The sequence below is a fragment of the Alphaproteobacteria bacterium genome (assembly GCA_030739735.1).
Classification (GTDB): Bacteria; Pseudomonadota; Alphaproteobacteria; order UBA7887; family UBA7887; genus UBA7887.
Genome location: JASLYQ010000012.1, coordinates 1 through 14260 on the forward strand (window position 1 = coordinate 1; position 14260 = coordinate 14260).

Sequence of the window (14260 nt, forward strand, 5' to 3'; positions counted from 1 at the left end):
TCTGGACTGGCGGCGGACGGTCGGTGAGGGTGAGAGCGACGACAATTTGATTCTCTCGTCGCCGGTCGTCGCCGACGGGCGCGTTTTTTTGCTTGATGCGGAATCGACGGTGGTTGCGGTGTCGCTGGCTGAGGGTTCGCCCGCCTGGCGGCGCGAGCTGATTCCCGAAGATGAGGAAGACGAAGCGAGCCTCGGTGGCGGTGTTGCCTATGCCAACGGCGTGGTCTATGCCACCACGGCGTACGGACAAGTGGTCGCGCTCAGTGCCAGCGAGGGCAGAGACGTCTGGTCATTCGAGATCGGCGTGCCGCTGCGTGCCGCGCCCGCGGTTGCCGATGGCCGCGTCTTCGTGACGACCTTCGACAATCGTCTCTTCGCGCTCGATGCTGGCAATGGCAGCTTGTTATGGACCCATGAAGGCATTAGCGAATCTGCTGGCTTGCTGGGCAGTGCTGTGCCTGCGGTAAGCGGCGATCTGGTAGTTGCCTCCTATTCCTCCGGCGAAGTTGTAGCGCTACGCGTTGAGAACGGCCGGCTGGCTTGGTCCGATTCGCTCGTCTTCCGGGGACGCTTAGGATCGCGTACCGATCTCAGCGATATCGATGCCGATCCGGTGATCGACCGTGGCCTAGTCATCGTAATCAGCCAAAGTGGCCGGCTGGTGGCGATCAACTTGCGGTCGGGTCTGCGCGATTGGGAGCGCGAGGTGCCGAGTGCGCAAACCCCCTGGGTGGCCGGTGACTTCATCTTTGTTGTCACCACGGATGCGCAGATCGCCTGTCTGCGGCGGAGAGACGGGGGAATTCGCTGGGTTACCGGGCTGCCACGCTACACTAATCCGGAGGAGCGCGAGGGCTCGATTGTCTGGAGCGGTCCGGTGCTGGCCGGCGACCGACTGGTCGTGGTCGGTAGTGAGGGTGATGCCGTGGCAATCTCGCCCTATACCGGCGAAGTGCTCGGGCGCCAGCTCCTGCCGGAGGGGGTGCGCGTGTCGCCTGTGGTGGCGGATCGCACGCTCTATCTGCTCACCACGGGGGCCGATCTGCTGGCGCTACGTTAGCGCGCATTATGACGGTTACCGTTGCCATTGTCGGTCGGCCAAATGTGGGCAAGTCCACCCTTTTCAATCGCCTCGTCGGACGCCATGCGGCCTTGGTTAATGACCGGTCGGGGGTGACACGTGACTGGCGCGAGGGTGAGGCGAGTCTGGGTCCGGCACGGTTTCGCGTCATTGATACGGCGGGCCTCGAAAACGCCGACGCAGAGAGCCTAGAGGGGCGCATGCTGGTCAGCACCGAGACCGTGCTGGGCGAGGTCGACCTGGTGCTGATGGTGACCGATGCCCGTGCCGGACTGACCTCGCATGATCGCCACTTCGCCGATTGGCTGCGCCGCCACGACAAGCCGGTACGGCTGCTGGTCAACAAGGTTGAAGGCAAGGCGGCCGAGGCGAGTGTCGCTGAGGCGTGGGCACTCGGGCTTGGCGAGCCGGTAGCGATCTCGGCCGAACACGGCGAGGGCCTAGGCGAGCTTTACGAGGCTCTAGTTGGGGCCTTGCCTGTGCTTGAGGTGGACGCGGCCGAGGCGGAAGACGATGGCGGGGAAGGACCCCTGCGCATCGCTGTGGTCGGCCGGCCGAATGTCGGTAAATCAACGCTGATCAATCGCTTGCTCGGTGGCGAGCGGCTGCTGGTCGGGCCGGAAGCTGGCATCACCCGTGATGCGATCGAGATACCCTGGCGTTGGCAGGACCGCGATGTGGTGCTGGTCGATACTGCGGGTATGCGTCGGCGTGCCCGTGTCGTCGAGGCCTTGGAGCGGCTCTCGGTCGCCGATTCCCTGCGCGCCGTTCGGGTCTGCCATGTCGCCATGCTTGTGGTCGATGTGATGCGCCAGCTTGAGCGGCAAGACCTATCGATTGCCTCGACCATCGCTAATGAAGGGCGGGCGCTACTTATTGCCGCCAACAAGTGGGATCTCGTTGAGCACCCCGATATTGTCCGCCGCCAGCTCGCTGAACAGGTCGAGGCCGCCCTGCCGCAATTGCGTGGTCTGCGCGCGGTGCCGATATCGGCTCGTACCGGTGATGGACTCGATAGCCTCGTCAAGACCGCGTTCGCGGCGCGCGAGGTTTGGGCCAGGCGGCTGCCTACCGCCAAGCTCAATCAATGGCTGGAGGAAGTGCTAGCCCATCACCCGCCGCCCATGGATAAGGGCAAGCGGGTAAAGATGCGATACCTGACCCAGGTTTCAGCCCGTCCGCCGACCTTCGCACTGTTCGTCAACCGCCCCAAAGGCGTGTCCGAGTCCTATCGCCGCTATCTCGTGAACGAGCTACGTGCCGCCTTCTATCTCACCGGGACGCCGATCCGCCTACATTTTCGCGCCGGCAAAAACCCTTACGTCACTGCGCCTTGACCACGTCACCGTTGTGCTCACAGTCGGGGCCGGCGAGGGCGAGGAAGGCATCGGTGACGGCGTCGGGTGTCAGTAACGTCTCCGGGTCCTCTCCAGGCATGGCTTTGGCACGCATGGCGGTGCGCACCTTGCCAGGATCCAGAGCGTTGACGCGGACCTTGCTCTTGGCGACTTCGGCGGCATAGATGCGCACCAGCGCTTCTAGTCCTGCCTTGGCAACAGCATAGGCCCCCCAATAGGCACGTGGCCGCGAAGCTACGCCCGAGGTTACGAAGATAGCGCGGCCGGCGTTGGCAGCACGCAATAGCGCGTCGGTGGCACGGATCAGGCGCCAGTTGGCGCTGAGATCGACCTCGAGCACCCGATCCCAGGCGCGTGGCTCGATATGGGAGAGGGGACTGAGATCGCCGAGCAAGGCGGCATTGCCCACCAGCACATCAAGGTGGCCATAGCGCTCGGCGATGGTGCCACCCAGTCGGTCGACGGCCTCGCCATTGGTGATGTCAAGAGGCACCAGGGTGGGGGCACAACCGCTGACTGCGCGGATGCGCTCGTCGAGGGTCGTCAGTCCTTTGTCGTCCCGCGCTACGGCGATAACATGGGCGCCTTCTACAGCGAAGCGCTCTGCCACCGCCGCGCCGATGCCGCGTGAGGCGCCGGTAATCAAGACGATGCGTCCGTCAAAGCCTGGCAATCAGGTGCCCTCGGCAAGTAGAGACAGTTGAGAGGACCCCTCGCCGCCGTCGCGATCGACCAGCGGAATCGGATATTCACCGGTGAAACAGGCATCGCAGAATTGTGGCTGCTGGTCATCGCGCGAGGCCTTGCCCATGGCGCGATAGAGCCCGTCGATGGTGATGTAGCGCACTGAATCGGCGCCGATGTGCGTCGCCATTGCGTCTATTCCCATTTGTGAGGCCAGCAAGTCCTCGCGCTTCGGCGTATCGACACCGTAGAAACAGGAAAACGTCGTTGGCGGGCTAGCAATGCGCATATGCACTTCTGCGGCGCCGGCCTCGCGCACCATCTGCACAATCTTGGTCGAGGTGGTGCCTCGCACAATCGAATCATCGACCAAGACCACCCGCTTGCCCGCCAACGTGGCGCGATTGGCATTGTGCTTGAGCTTAACCCCGAGATGGCGGATCGAATCCGTCGGCTCGATGAACGTGCGTCCGACATAGTGGTTGCGGATGATGCCGAGCTCGAAGGGCACACCCGCCTCCTCGGCGTAGCCGATGGCCGCAGGCACCCCGGAATCCGGCACCGGCACGACGAGATCGCAGGGCACGCCGCTCTCGCGTGCCAACTCTGCGCCGATGCGCTTACGTGCGCTATAGACGCTGCGGCCCTCGACGACGCTGTCGGGGCGCGAGAAATAGATGTATTCGAAGATACAGAACTGCGAGCGCGCAGAGCCGAACGGCTTGGTGCTGCGAATGCCGGCTTTGTCGATCACCACCACCTCGCCCGGCTCGACATCGCGCACGACCGTGGCGCCGATGATATCGAGGGCGCAGCTCTCGGAGGCGAGGACGGTGCCACCGTCGAGCGCGCCGATCGTGAGCGGCCGTACGCCGCAGTGATCGCGCACCCCGATCATCGCCTGGTCGGTGAGTATGATCAGGGAGTATGCGCCCTGGAGCTGGCGTAGCGCATCGACTAGGCGGGTCATAAAACCGCTGGCTAGGCTGGTGGCGATCAAGTGGACGATGACCTCGGAGTCCATGGTCGACTGGAAGATGCAGCCGCGTTGAACCAGTTGGCGCCGCACTTCGAGCGCGTTGGTCAGATTGCCGTTGTGGGCGATGGCGAGACCGCCACCGGCCAGGTCTGCGAAGATCGGCTGCACGTTGCGCAACACGGTATCGCCCTGTGTGGAATAGCGGTTGTGCCCGATAGCGCTGTCGCCTTGGAGCTGGGTTATCACGGCCGGATCGGAAAAAATGTCGCCGACATGCCCCATGCCGCGGTGGGCGTGGAAGACGCGGCCATCGTAGCTAACGATGCCGGAGGCTTCCTGGCCGCGGTGCTGCAGGGCATGTAGGCCCAATGCCGTGTGGGCACCGGCCTCAGGATGGCCGTAAACGCCGAATATTCCACACTTTTCTCTGAGCTTGTTGTCATCCCAGGGATGATGCGGGGCCACGGGTCGCCCTCTACTAGTTGGAGTCCGCGCCCGTCTCGGGCACGGTACCCGCGGGCGCTGGTGTTTCGGGCGTGGTCTCGTCGCTGGTGCCCTCGATGGCGCGCTCCATCTGTGTGCGCACCTCGTTGCTATAGCCCGGATCCTCGGCCGGGGTGTCTGCCGTTGCTATAGGCGGCCGTGCCAGCTCCTCTGGCGTAGCCGGCAAAATATCGTGGACTGGGAATTCCCACTCTTCAGGGATGAATGCGACGATCTGCCGCGCCGTATATTCGATCAAGGGTAGACTGCGGGCGCTTTCTAGCCAATCGGGGCGTGTATCCTCTTCTTCGTTCCAGATCAGCTTCTCGCCGCCGATGAAGGCCACGGCCACGACGATGACGCCGCGGGCGATGCCGAATAGGAAGCCGAGTGAGCGGTCGAGCGTGCTCAAGGCACTCGCCTTGACGTGGGCGACGACTAGGTGGATGGCGAGCCAAAAGATAACGAGGGAGCCAACGAACAGCCCAGCGCCGGTGGCAATATTGATGAGTAGCTCGTCTGGCAGATATTCGGCCACATGGGGGCGAGCGGCATCGAAAAAGTACACGGCAAACACTACCGAGCCCACCCAGCTGGCTATCGCCAGCACCTCGCGGACAAAACCGCGATGGAAGGCAAAGATCGCCGATACCAGAACGATGCCGGCAGCGAGCAAATCGATCCAGCCCAGCATTTCCATGATCCCCTGCCCGCTACGTTAAGTCTGACACGTCGGCAAGTTGCTGAACCATATCTGGCAGTCGCGCGATCTCGATGCAATCCATGCCGGCGGCAACGTTGCCGCGTGGCGGCCGCATGAGGGCCCGCGTGAAGCCCAGTTTCAACGCTTCTCTCAGCCTTGCTTCGGTATGCGTCACCGGTCTCACCTCTCCCGACAGGCCGACCTCGCCGAAGGCCACGGTCCGTTCCGGCAGCGGGCGGTCTCCCAGCGAGGAAATCAGCGCCGCCACTACGGCCAGGTCCGCGGCCGGTTCCGACACCCGTAGCCCACCGGCGACGTTGAGATACACATCGTTTGCGCCCACGGCAAGTCCGCAGCGTGTTTCGAGGACCGCGAGGATCATCGCCAGGCGGGCCGAATCCCAGCCGACGACCGTCCGGCGTGGCGTTCCCAGCGGCGACGGCGAGACCAGGGCCTCGATCTCGACCAGCAGGGGCCGGGTGCCTTCCATGCCCGCGAAGACGGCGGCGCCGCTGACCGGCGTCTCGCGCTCGGCCAGGAACAAGGCGGATGGATTGCTGACCTCGCCGAGGCCCGCATCGGTCATCTCGAAAACACCAATCTCGTCTGTGGCGCCGAAGCGATTCTTCACAGCGCGCAGAATGCGGAATTGGTGGCTGCGCTCGCCCTCGAAATAAAGTACCGTGTCGACAATATGTTCGAGCACCCGCGGCCCCGCGATCTGGCCTTCCTTGGTAACGTGGCCGACCAGTAGCAGCACGGTGCCGCGGCGCTTGGCGAGACGGATTAGCTCCTGGGCGCTGGCCCGCACCTGGGCCACCGTGCCGGGTGCGGATTCAAGCGAGTCCACATACATGGTCTGGATCGAATCAATGATCAGCACATCCGGCGCATCGGCATCCAGGGTGGCGAGTAAGTCGCGCACGCTGGTTGCCGCCACCATGGACACGGGCGATTTGCTCAAGCCTAGCCGGCTCGCCCGCAACCGCACCTGGTCAGCTGATTCCTCGCCCGAGACATAGACGGCACTGGTGCCGCCGTCGGCCAAAGCGCCAGCCGCTTGCAACAGCAGCGTCGACTTGCCGATACCCGGATCGCCGCCGACCAGGATGGCGGAGCCGGCGACCAAGCCGCCACCGAACACGCGGTCGAGTTCGCCAATGCCGATAGCGCGGCGGGGTGTTCCCCGACTCGGTGCCGATAACGCCTCGAGTGCGAGCCGGGTGCCGCCACCGCTGCGGAGGCCCTTGGGCAGGTTTTCCACTGGGGCCTCCTCGACAAGCGTGTTCCAGGCCCCACAAGAATCGCACTGCCCAGCCCATTTCGCATGCACAGCGCCACAGGCTTGGCAGGTAGGGATGGAAGCGGCGCGTGCCATGGACTTAGGGCGCCCACACTTCCATCTGAATGGGGCGGTCGGCGCTGCCATGTGCGAATTGATCAACGAGGAGATTACCACTGTCCTTGATATCGGCGATGGCACCGGTCCAGATGATCTCGTCCTTGTAGAGCATGGCGACGCGGTCGGCGATGCGGCGTGCGCTGATCATACCGGGTGTGATCGAGAGCGCCATAGCGCCCAGGTCGCGCACGTATTTGGCGATCAGCGCATCGATGACGTCGGCCATGATTGGGTTGCGCTCGGTGGTAGCTACAAAGGCCAGGAAGACGCGATCGATTAGTGCCAGCTGGTTCATGCGGCAACCTCGTTTAGATAGGCTCGCGGCACGCGCTGACCGAGCCCGATCAACAATTCGTAGCCGATGGTTCCGGCCTCCGTGGCAAGCGTATCCAGTGTGCGCGCCCCCCCGATCAGGATGATCGCTGTGCCGATCCTAACTTGCTCCGGCGGCAGAGCGCTGACGTCCAGCGTGACAAGGTCCATAGACACCTGCCCCACCACCGGCAAAGGCGGCGACGCCGCGTCGCCGTCGGCGAGCATCGCGCTCGCTTGGTTGCCAAGAGCCCGCGGGAAGCCGTCTGCGTAGCCGATCGGAACTGTTGCGATCCGAGTCTTACCTGAGGCACGATATGCGGCACCGTAGCCAACGCTCTGCGGAGCGTCAATCTCGCGCAGCGCCACGATTCTTGCTTCGAGGCGCAGTACTTGCGCCATGGGATTGAGCTGCCCGGGTATCGGGTTGATACCGTAGAGCGCGGCCCCGGGACGCACCAGATCGAAAGTATATTCCGCACCGAGAAAGACACCCGAGGACGCGGCCAGACTGGCCGGCATGGCCGGCAGTCTGCGGCGCAACACGTGGAAACGGGCGAGTTGATCGCCGTTCATGGGATGGCCCGCCTCGTTGGCGCAGGCCAGGTGGCTCATCAGCAGCGTAGGTGTTAGCCGGGCAAGGCGCTCGGGCTGCTCGGCGAGTTGTGCGGCCTCGTCTGGTGATAACCCGAGCCGGGCCATGCCCGTATCGAGATGAATGACGGCGGGCAAGGCAGTGTCCATGCGGCGTGCTTGTTCATGCCAACGCTCGATGGCACCGAGATCGTTGAGTGCGGGCTGCAGCTTGGCAATGGCGAGCTCTGCCTCTGCTCCTTCGGGTGCGCCGTTGAGTACGCTGATGCGGACGTCCGGCAACAGGCCGCGCAGTGCCAAGCCTTCGTCGACGGTAGCGACGAAGAAATCCTCACAGCCGGTTGACGCTAACAGCGGGGCGATCTGTGCCACTCCTAGCCCATATGCATCGGCTTTGACTACGGCTCCGGCGCGCGAGCTGCTAGGAATCTTACGGTCGATCTTAAGCCAGTTTCGGCGGATTACCGCCAGATCAATGATTAGTTTGGCATCGGCAGGCGCATTGCCGCCTGTTGTCACAAGCTCTGCTCCGGCAGCCGGGTGGACTGGGCGTAGTTGGTGAAGCTTGTAGTCTCGGCCTCGAAACGAAGCTTGACGTTACCGATGGGCCCGTGGCGCTGCTTGGTAACGATAACATCAGCTAGCCCTCTGGCTGATTCGAAGCGCTGTTGCCAGGAATCGTAACGCTGGTCGAAACGCTCGCTCGATTCTTCCTGGCGCTGCTGCGGCTCGGCGCGCTCCAGATAGTATTCGTCACGATAGATGAACATGACCACGTCCGCGTCCTGCTCGATGGTGCCAGATTCGCGCAGGTCTGAGAGCTGCGGCCGCTTGTCCTCGCGCTGTTCGACCGCGCGGCTGAGCTGCGACAGCGCGACCACCGGCAGGTCGAGCTCCTTGGCCAGGGCTTTCAGGCCCTGAGTGATCTCGGAGATTTCCTGTACGCGGTTATCGTGGCGCCGGTTGGGGCGCATGAGCTGCAGATAGTCGATGACCAGCAGCGATAACCCGTGGGTGCGCTTGAGGCGGCGCGCACGGGTGCGCAACGCGGCGACACTGAGCGCCGGCGTGTCGTCGATGAACATCGGCGCTGAGGAGAGCTCGCGGCTCGCCTTAACCAGCTGCATGAACTCGTCGTTAGACATCTTGCCGCGGCGGATATGGTCCGAGCGGATGCCTGAAGCTTCGGCGAGAATGCGCCCCGCCAACTGCTCGGCCGACATCTCTAGCGAGAAGAAGCCGACTACGGCGCCATGGACCACTTCCAGCTTGCTGCTGGTGCCGGGCTCGGCGCGGTAGCTCCTGGCGGCGTGAAAGGCGATATTGGTAGCGAGCGCCGTCTTGCCCATCGACGGCCGCCCGGCCAGGATCAGCAGGTCCGACGGGTGCAGGCCGCCAAGCAGATTGTCGAGGTCGATCAGGCCCGTGGCCACGCCCGAGAGCTGGCCGTCGCGCTTGTAGGCGGCCTCTGCGCTGGCCACCGCCTCGGTCAGGGCGCTGGAGAAGGGCTTGAAGCCGCCTTCGTCGTGGCCGGTCTCAGCGAGCTCGTAGAGACGCGATTCGGCGGTCTCAATCAGCGACCCGGCACTGTCCTCGACGCGCGGGTCGTAGGCCACGTTAACCACGTCCTCCCCGATATGGATGAGGCTGCGGCGGACGCTCAAGTCGCGTATTACCTGGCCGTAATCGCGTGCGTTGATAATGCTTGCCGCCGCCCCGGCCAGTCGCGCGAGGTACTGTGTACCGCCAATATCGGCGAGTGCCTCGTCCGCATCGAAATAGGACTTCAGCGTAACCGGGTTGGCGATTTGGCCGCGGACGATGAGGTCGCGCGCGGCCTCGTAGATGCGCGCATGCACCGGTACGTAGAAATGCTCAGGCTCGAGAAAAACCGAGACCGGATCGTAAGCAGCATTATCGATCAGCAGCGCTCCGAGCAGCGCCTGCTCAGCCTCTATGTTCTGCGGGAGGCTACGCGTGCCGAGCATGCCTGCAGCGCCTGCGGACTCGGTCTCGTCGGGTGCCAAGGGATGCGGATCCATGCCTAAAGTCTTACTCCAGTCTCCCGCCGTAACAAATGAAGAATCCTGTGGGTAAAAGAGAAACGCGGGGAAAACTCAAACCGGTCGAGTGCGAACGCCGCAACAGCGGGGTCTCCTTCCACCGATCAGGTTGGCGATCATGCGCGTGGTGAGGGCACTCCGGATAAGGCTGAGGTGGCCGCAGTCATAGAAAACCGTGTTGTGATGCGGCGAGCGGCTTACGGCGGGCCTAGAATCGCAGAGTACCGGCCGGTCTCAATCCATTCGTGCTCCAGCGTTTCACCGAGGCCGGGGAGAGATCGGTTGATATTGGCGGTCAGACGCCGGATGCGCCGGTAGTTGGGTGGCGCCCCTAGGCCGGCGAACGTGACCTCTGTGCTCAGGCGCAGGCCGTCGCCCATCGGCGCCAGCTGTATAGCGTGGTCTGCCGACAACGACCGGCCGACTCAGCGCTATGCCTTCACCAGGGCGCCATTTCAGTCGCCACCGTGTGCCCTCCGCTGATTGCGCCCTCCGCAAGATATTGCAACAGTCAGGGTGCTCGGCGCAGCCTTCCACAAGCTAGGCGTGGCGTAAGGCATAATCGAACCAGCCGAGATGATATTGGCATTGTCGAAGGAGATTGCCGTGCGAGGCTCACGCCAGCCGATCAGCCTCACCTCGTGGTTGTCGAGCTGAAGCTGGAGTGCGCGGTAGGTGCCGACGATATCGGCACCGAGTACCGTGACATATGGTCAAGCCCTACCTAGCTGCGATACCGTGGTCGTTGCTGCGACGCTGGCCGTTATGCAGATACGCGCGTGTCAACGGCACCGTATCCTGGCGCCGAGTCAGCTGGATCTGGTAGACCACCATTCCCAGGTGACGAAAGGAGGTCTCAGAGCCTCCTAAGTAGAACTCCCACATACGGCAAAACTTGTCATCATAAAGTTCCATAGCACGTTCACGGTTAGCCAGAAAATTTTTTCGCCACGCGCGCAGCGTATCCGCATAGTGGAGTCGCAGCACCTCTATGTCCGTGATGATCAAACCTGAACGCTCTATCGCTGTTACCACCTCTGACAGGGCTGGAATGTAACCACCGGGGAATATGTACTTGCGGATGAAGCTATCAGTGATGCTGGGACCGTCGGTACGGCCAATGGTGTGCAACAACGCCACGCCATCGGCTGAAAGGAGGTCTTTAAGTTTGGCAAAATATTCGTCGTAATAGTTGATTCCGACGTGCTCGAACATGCCAACGGAGACGATACGGTCGTAGAGGCCTTTGTCGTGGCGGTAATCCTCGAGCGCGAAGCTTAGCCGATCGTCAAGGCCCGCTTTGCGGGCCGCCACCTGGGCATAGCGATGCTGTTCGTTGGATAGAGTGAGGCCGCGCACCCGGACGTTTCCTTGGCGCGCGAGGTAAGCCGCTAGGCCGCCCCAGCCACAGCCTATATCAAGAACTTTCTGTCCAGGTGCCAGTAGTAACTTGTCGACAATCAATTGCATCTTGGCACGTTGCGCTTCCTCTAGGTCCAGGCCAGGTTCGGCGAAATAGGCACAGGAATATTGCCGCTGAGGATCAAGAAAGAGTTCATATAGCGCGTCCGACAAATCGTAGTGGTGGGCCACATTGCGGCGTGCGCGGAGCGGCGAATTATGCTGCATGAAGCGCCGCGTCCATAACCCGAGGTGCTTAAAACACGTGTACAGGCGGGGCAGATGGCCAAGCCCGATATTCAGGGCGGCGATATCAAGGAAATCGTAAAGCTCGCCGTTTTCGACGCTGAGTAGGCCGTCCATGTAGGATTCGGCGGCGCCGAGGCTGGGATTGCACGCGATACGCCGGCCTACCGCCGTGTTATGCAGGCGTATCGTTACGTTTGGTCCAGGCTCGCCGCCGTAAACTTCGCTGCGCCCATCCGCATAGTGCACCGTTAGCCGGCCGCACCGGATAAGCCTGGTGAAAAACGCTTCCACCAACATGGTTTCCCTCCGCCAAGGGTGCACCGGGCATCGAAACCGTTCGATCAACGCCCTCTGCAGCGCCTCGCATCAGTTCGATCGACATTATAATGAAGGCTGCGGCGTGCGCAAAATAGCCTTAGGTGCCAAGGTCTTCCTCGTCTTTGCCTTCGGCCGGTGAGTGGTCTTCCTCACCTTCGCCTTCGGTTTCGGCCGGCGAGCGGCCTGCCTCGTCGAAGACCTCCACCAGATCTCCGTCGCCCTCAGTCTCCGGCTCGTCGTCGTCCATAGCGGTGACGTCGATGCCTTTGGCTTGAAGCTTGGCTTCCTCTTCGGAGCGTGCGGCATTAACCATAACGCTGACGCTAACCTCGGGGTGCAGGGAGACCCGCGCCTCGTGCAGACCGAGTGTCTTGATCACCTTATCGAGGTGCACCTGGCGGCGCCCCACTGTGAACCCGGCCTCAGTAACCATGGCGGCGATGTCGCGGGCGTTGACCGAGCCATAGAGTTGGCCGGCCTCGCCGGCTTGGCGAACCATAACAACCGACAGGCCATCCATGCGCTTGGCAATGGATTCGGCCTCCTTGCGCGCCTCAAGATTATTGGCTTCCAGCTGGACACGTTGTATCTCGAAGCGTTCTCGGTTCTCGGTTGAAGCTCTCAAGGCCTTATTCTGTGGCAACAGATAGTTGCGCGCATAACCGTTCTTGACGGATACCAGATCGCCCATCTGGCCCAGCTTCTCGATATGTTCGAGCAGAATGAGTTCCATAGCGGTCGCCTCGCGCCTTGGATTACTTCACTAGATACGGTAGCAGTGCCAGGAAGCGCGCGCGCTTGATAGCCTGGGCTAGGCGGCGCTGCTTGGGTGCCGAGACCGCTGTGATGCGGCTGGGCATGATCTTGCCCCGCTCGGAGATGAAGCGCTGTAAGGTTTTGATATCGAGGTAGTCGATTTTCGGCGCATTGGGCCCCGAGAAGGGGCAGGTCTTACGGCGGCGGAAGAAGGGTCTGCGGGGCAGCGGTACGTGACGTGAGTCTGAGCGTTGCTGGGCCATCGCCTACGCCTTACTTTCGCTGGTTTTCGAAGAGTCGGCGTCGCTTGCCAACTTGTCCTTCTCCGACTTGGCCGGCTCATCGCTCGTGCTGCGTGAGCGGCGTTCCTCGCGCCGGCGCTCGTCGCGGGCTGAGCGCGTCTGCATCATCACCGATGGCTCCTCGTCCAAGGCGTCGACGCGCACGGTCAAATAGCGCAGGATGTCTTCACTAATGCGCATGATGCGCTCCATTTCTTGGACCGCTGCTGGTGGCGCATCCATTCGGAGCATGGTGTAGTGGCCCTTGCGGTTCTTCTTGATACGATAGGCCAGACCCTTGAGGCCCCAATATTCATGCTGGGCGATCTCGCCGCCGAACTCTGATATAATGCCCTGAAAGCGCTCGGTCAGCGCTTCGACTTCTTGCGCCGGAACATCTTGGCGCGCGATAAACACACTCTCGTAGAGCGGCATGAACGGCTCCTCAAAGTCGCACGGAGTGCGGGGTGGATCGCCTAGGGGATCCAGTAATTTTTGGCGCGCGCCAGGGTTCAGCGATTGCGCGCTAGAAAACGAGGCGCGCACTATAGCGATTTTGCTACCGGCTGCAAGCGTCTCAGGCTGGGTGCTTGACAGGGGCGTCAGCCCGGTTAGTTCTGGGCGCCGCAATTCACAGAGGGGACGGTCATGGCGCGAGCGTTCGTGTTTCCGGGTCAAGGCTCGCAGGCGGTGGGTATGGGGCGCGAGCTGCATGAGGCTTTCGCGGCGGCGCGCGAGGTCTATCAGGAAGTTGACGACGCCCTCGATCAGAACCTAACGCGGCTGATCTTTGAAGGGCCCGAGGACGAGCTGACGTTGACCGAGAACGCCCAACCGGCATTAATGGCAACCTCGCTCGCCGTGGTCCGTGTGATCGAGCGCGAAGGTGGCATTCCCCTATCTGACAAGGGCACCTTCGTGGCCGGGCATTCGCTGGGTGAATATTCTGCCCTCGCTGCTGCAGGGGCGATGGGCCTCGCCGATACGGCGCGGCTATTGCGCCGGCGCGGCCAGGCTATGCAGAGCGCGGTGCCGGTCGGCGAAGGCGCCATGGTGGCGGTGCTCGGCCTCGACCTCCAGGATGTGCGCGCCGTGGCCGAGAGTGCAGCTGCGGCGAGCGGCGGTGTCTGCGAGGTGGCCAATGACAATGCGCCGGGTCAAGTCGTCCTCAGCGGTGCTGCGGCTGCCGTAGCGCAGGCTGTGGCGCTGGCCTTCGAGCGCGGCGCGCGGCGTGCTATGGCGCTGCCGGTTGGCGCACCGTTTCACTGCTCCCTGCTGGCGCCTGCCGCTGAGGCTATGGCTGAGGCTCTCGCCGACGTCACCATTGCCGCCCCGGCGCCGACGCTGATCGCCAATGTCACAGCCGCCCCTGTGGCCGACCCCGAGGCCATACGTAAACTTCTGGTAGAGCAGGTGACCGGCCTGGTGCGCTGGCGTGAATGCGTGCTGAGGATGATGAAAAGCGATGTGGACACCTTGGTCGAGCTTGGCGCCGGCAAGGTGCTGGCCAATCTTACCCGGCGCATCGACAAGGCACTCAGCGGCATAGCCGTGCTGGCCCCGGCCGACGTCGAATCACTTATCGCTGCATAAGGA

13 protein-coding genes and 1 pseudogene are annotated in these 14260 nt (G+C 62.7%); 3 read left to right on the forward strand and 11 right to left on the reverse strand.

Annotated elements, in window-relative coordinates; all coding sequences use genetic code 11:
- Both QF629_07425 and der read left to right on the forward strand, forming a co-directional pair.
- Window positions 1-1060: PQQ-binding-like beta-propeller repeat protein (locus QF629_07425; GenBank protein MDP6013358.1), on the forward strand; the 1060-nt coding region annotated here is incomplete at its 5' end.
- 8 nt (window positions 1061-1068) lie between these two features.
- Window positions 1069-2418, forward strand: a complete 1350-nt coding sequence (gene der, locus QF629_07430; protein ID MDP6013359.1) for a ribosome biogenesis GTPase Der — start codon at window positions 1069-1071, stop codon at window positions 2416-2418.
- Here the strand turns inward: der and QF629_07435 are convergent.
- From QF629_07435 to rpsF, 11 genes and pseudogenes are all read right to left on the reverse strand, one after another.
- Window positions 2405-3112, reverse strand: coding sequence for an SDR family NAD(P)-dependent oxidoreductase (locus QF629_07435; GenBank protein ID MDP6013360.1), 708 nt, complete (start codon window positions 3110-3112; stop codon window positions 2405-2407). The two genes, der and QF629_07435, sit on opposite strands and share 14 nt — an antisense overlap.
- On the reverse strand, window positions 3113-4567 hold the full coding sequence (purF, locus tag QF629_07440) for an amidophosphoribosyltransferase (GenBank protein ID MDP6013361.1): 1455 nt from the start codon (window positions 4565-4567) through the stop codon (window positions 3113-3115).
- Window positions 4568-4580: 13 nt separating this feature from the next.
- A complete protein-coding gene (locus tag QF629_07445) occupies window positions 4581-5285 on the reverse strand; it encodes a CvpA family protein (GenBank protein MDP6013362.1) in 705 nt (234 codons plus the stop codon).
- 13 nt (window positions 5286-5298) lie between these two features.
- A complete protein-coding gene (gene radA / locus QF629_07450; protein ID MDP6013363.1) occupies window positions 5299-6666 on the reverse strand; it encodes a DNA repair protein RadA in 1368 nt (455 codons plus the stop codon).
- A 4-nt stretch (window positions 6667-6670) separates the two neighbouring features.
- Window positions 6671-6937: pseudogene (locus QF629_07455) on the reverse strand (ABC transporter ATP-binding protein).
- A 44-nt stretch (window positions 6938-6981) separates the two neighbouring features.
- Window positions 6982-8115 (reverse strand): alanine racemase, encoded by a 1134-nt coding sequence (alr, locus tag QF629_07460; protein ID MDP6013364.1) that lies wholly within the window; start codon window positions 8113-8115, stop codon window positions 6982-6984.
- Window positions 8112-9584 (reverse strand): replicative DNA helicase, encoded by a 1473-nt coding sequence (locus tag QF629_07465; protein MDP6013365.1) that lies wholly within the window; start codon window positions 9582-9584, stop codon window positions 8112-8114. Before QF629_07465 ends, alr begins: the two co-directional genes overlap by 4 nt.
- A 795-nt stretch (window positions 9585-10379) precedes the next feature.
- Window positions 10380-11606, reverse strand: coding sequence for a cyclopropane-fatty-acyl-phospholipid synthase family protein (locus tag QF629_07470; protein MDP6013366.1), 1227 nt, complete (start codon window positions 11604-11606; stop codon window positions 10380-10382).
- A gap of 118 nt (window positions 11607-11724) precedes the next feature.
- Window positions 11725-12360 carry a 50S ribosomal protein L9 gene (gene rplI / locus QF629_07475; protein MDP6013367.1) on the reverse strand — a complete coding sequence of 212 codons (636 nt, stop codon included), beginning with the start codon at window positions 12358-12360 and terminating at the stop codon, window positions 11725-11727.
- Between the two features lie 22 nt (window positions 12361-12382).
- A complete protein-coding gene (rpsR, locus tag QF629_07480) occupies window positions 12383-12646 on the reverse strand; it encodes a 30S ribosomal protein S18 (GenBank protein ID MDP6013368.1) in 264 nt (87 codons plus the stop codon).
- 3 nt (window positions 12647-12649) lie between these two features.
- Window positions 12650-13099: a 30S ribosomal protein S6 gene (rpsF, locus tag QF629_07485; protein ID MDP6013369.1), complete on the reverse strand. Its 450-nt coding sequence runs from the start codon at window positions 13097-13099 to the stop codon at window positions 12650-12652.
- Between the two features lie 213 nt (window positions 13100-13312).
- On the opposite strand from rpsF, the gene fabD reads away from it, so the two are divergent.
- Window positions 13313-14257, forward strand: coding sequence for an ACP S-malonyltransferase (gene fabD / locus QF629_07490; GenBank protein ID MDP6013370.1), 945 nt, complete (start codon window positions 13313-13315; stop codon window positions 14255-14257).
- The last annotated feature ends 3 nt before the right edge of the window (window positions 14258-14260 follow it).

What these genes read in the sequence shown, in the direction of transcription:
- QF629_07465 (MDP6013365.1), bottom strand. Translation starts at nt 9,584, where the DNA reads ATGCTCGGCACGCGTAGCCTCCCGCAGAACATAGAGGCTGAGCAGGCG.
- der (MDP6013359.1), top strand. Translation starts at nt 1,069, where the DNA reads ATGACGGTTACCGTTGCCATTGTCGGTCGGCCAAATGTGGGCAAGTCC.
- fabD (MDP6013370.1), top strand. Translation starts at nt 13,313, where the DNA reads ATGGCGCGAGCGTTCGTGTTTCCGGGTCAAGGCTCGCAGGCGGTGGGT.
- rplI (MDP6013367.1), bottom strand. Translation starts at nt 12,360, where the DNA reads ATGGAACTCATTCTGCTCGAACATATCGAGAAGCTGGGCCAGATGGGC.
- rpsR (MDP6013368.1), bottom strand. Translation starts at nt 12,646, where the DNA reads ATGGCCCAGCAACGCTCAGACTCACGTCACGTACCGCTGCCCCGCAGA.
- rpsF (MDP6013369.1), bottom strand. Translation starts at nt 13,099, where the DNA reads ATGCCGCTCTACGAGAGTGTGTTTATCGCGCGCCAAGATGTTCCGGCG.
- QF629_07470 (MDP6013366.1), bottom strand. Translation starts at nt 11,606, where the DNA reads ATGTTGGTGGAAGCGTTTTTCACCAGGCTTATCCGGTGCGGCCGGCTA.
- radA (MDP6013363.1), bottom strand. Translation starts at nt 6,666, where the DNA reads ATGGCACGCGCCGCTTCCATCCCTACCTGCCAAGCCTGTGGCGCTGTG.
- QF629_07445 (MDP6013362.1), bottom strand. Translation starts at nt 5,285, where the DNA reads ATGGAAATGCTGGGCTGGATCGATTTGCTCGCTGCCGGCATCGTTCTG.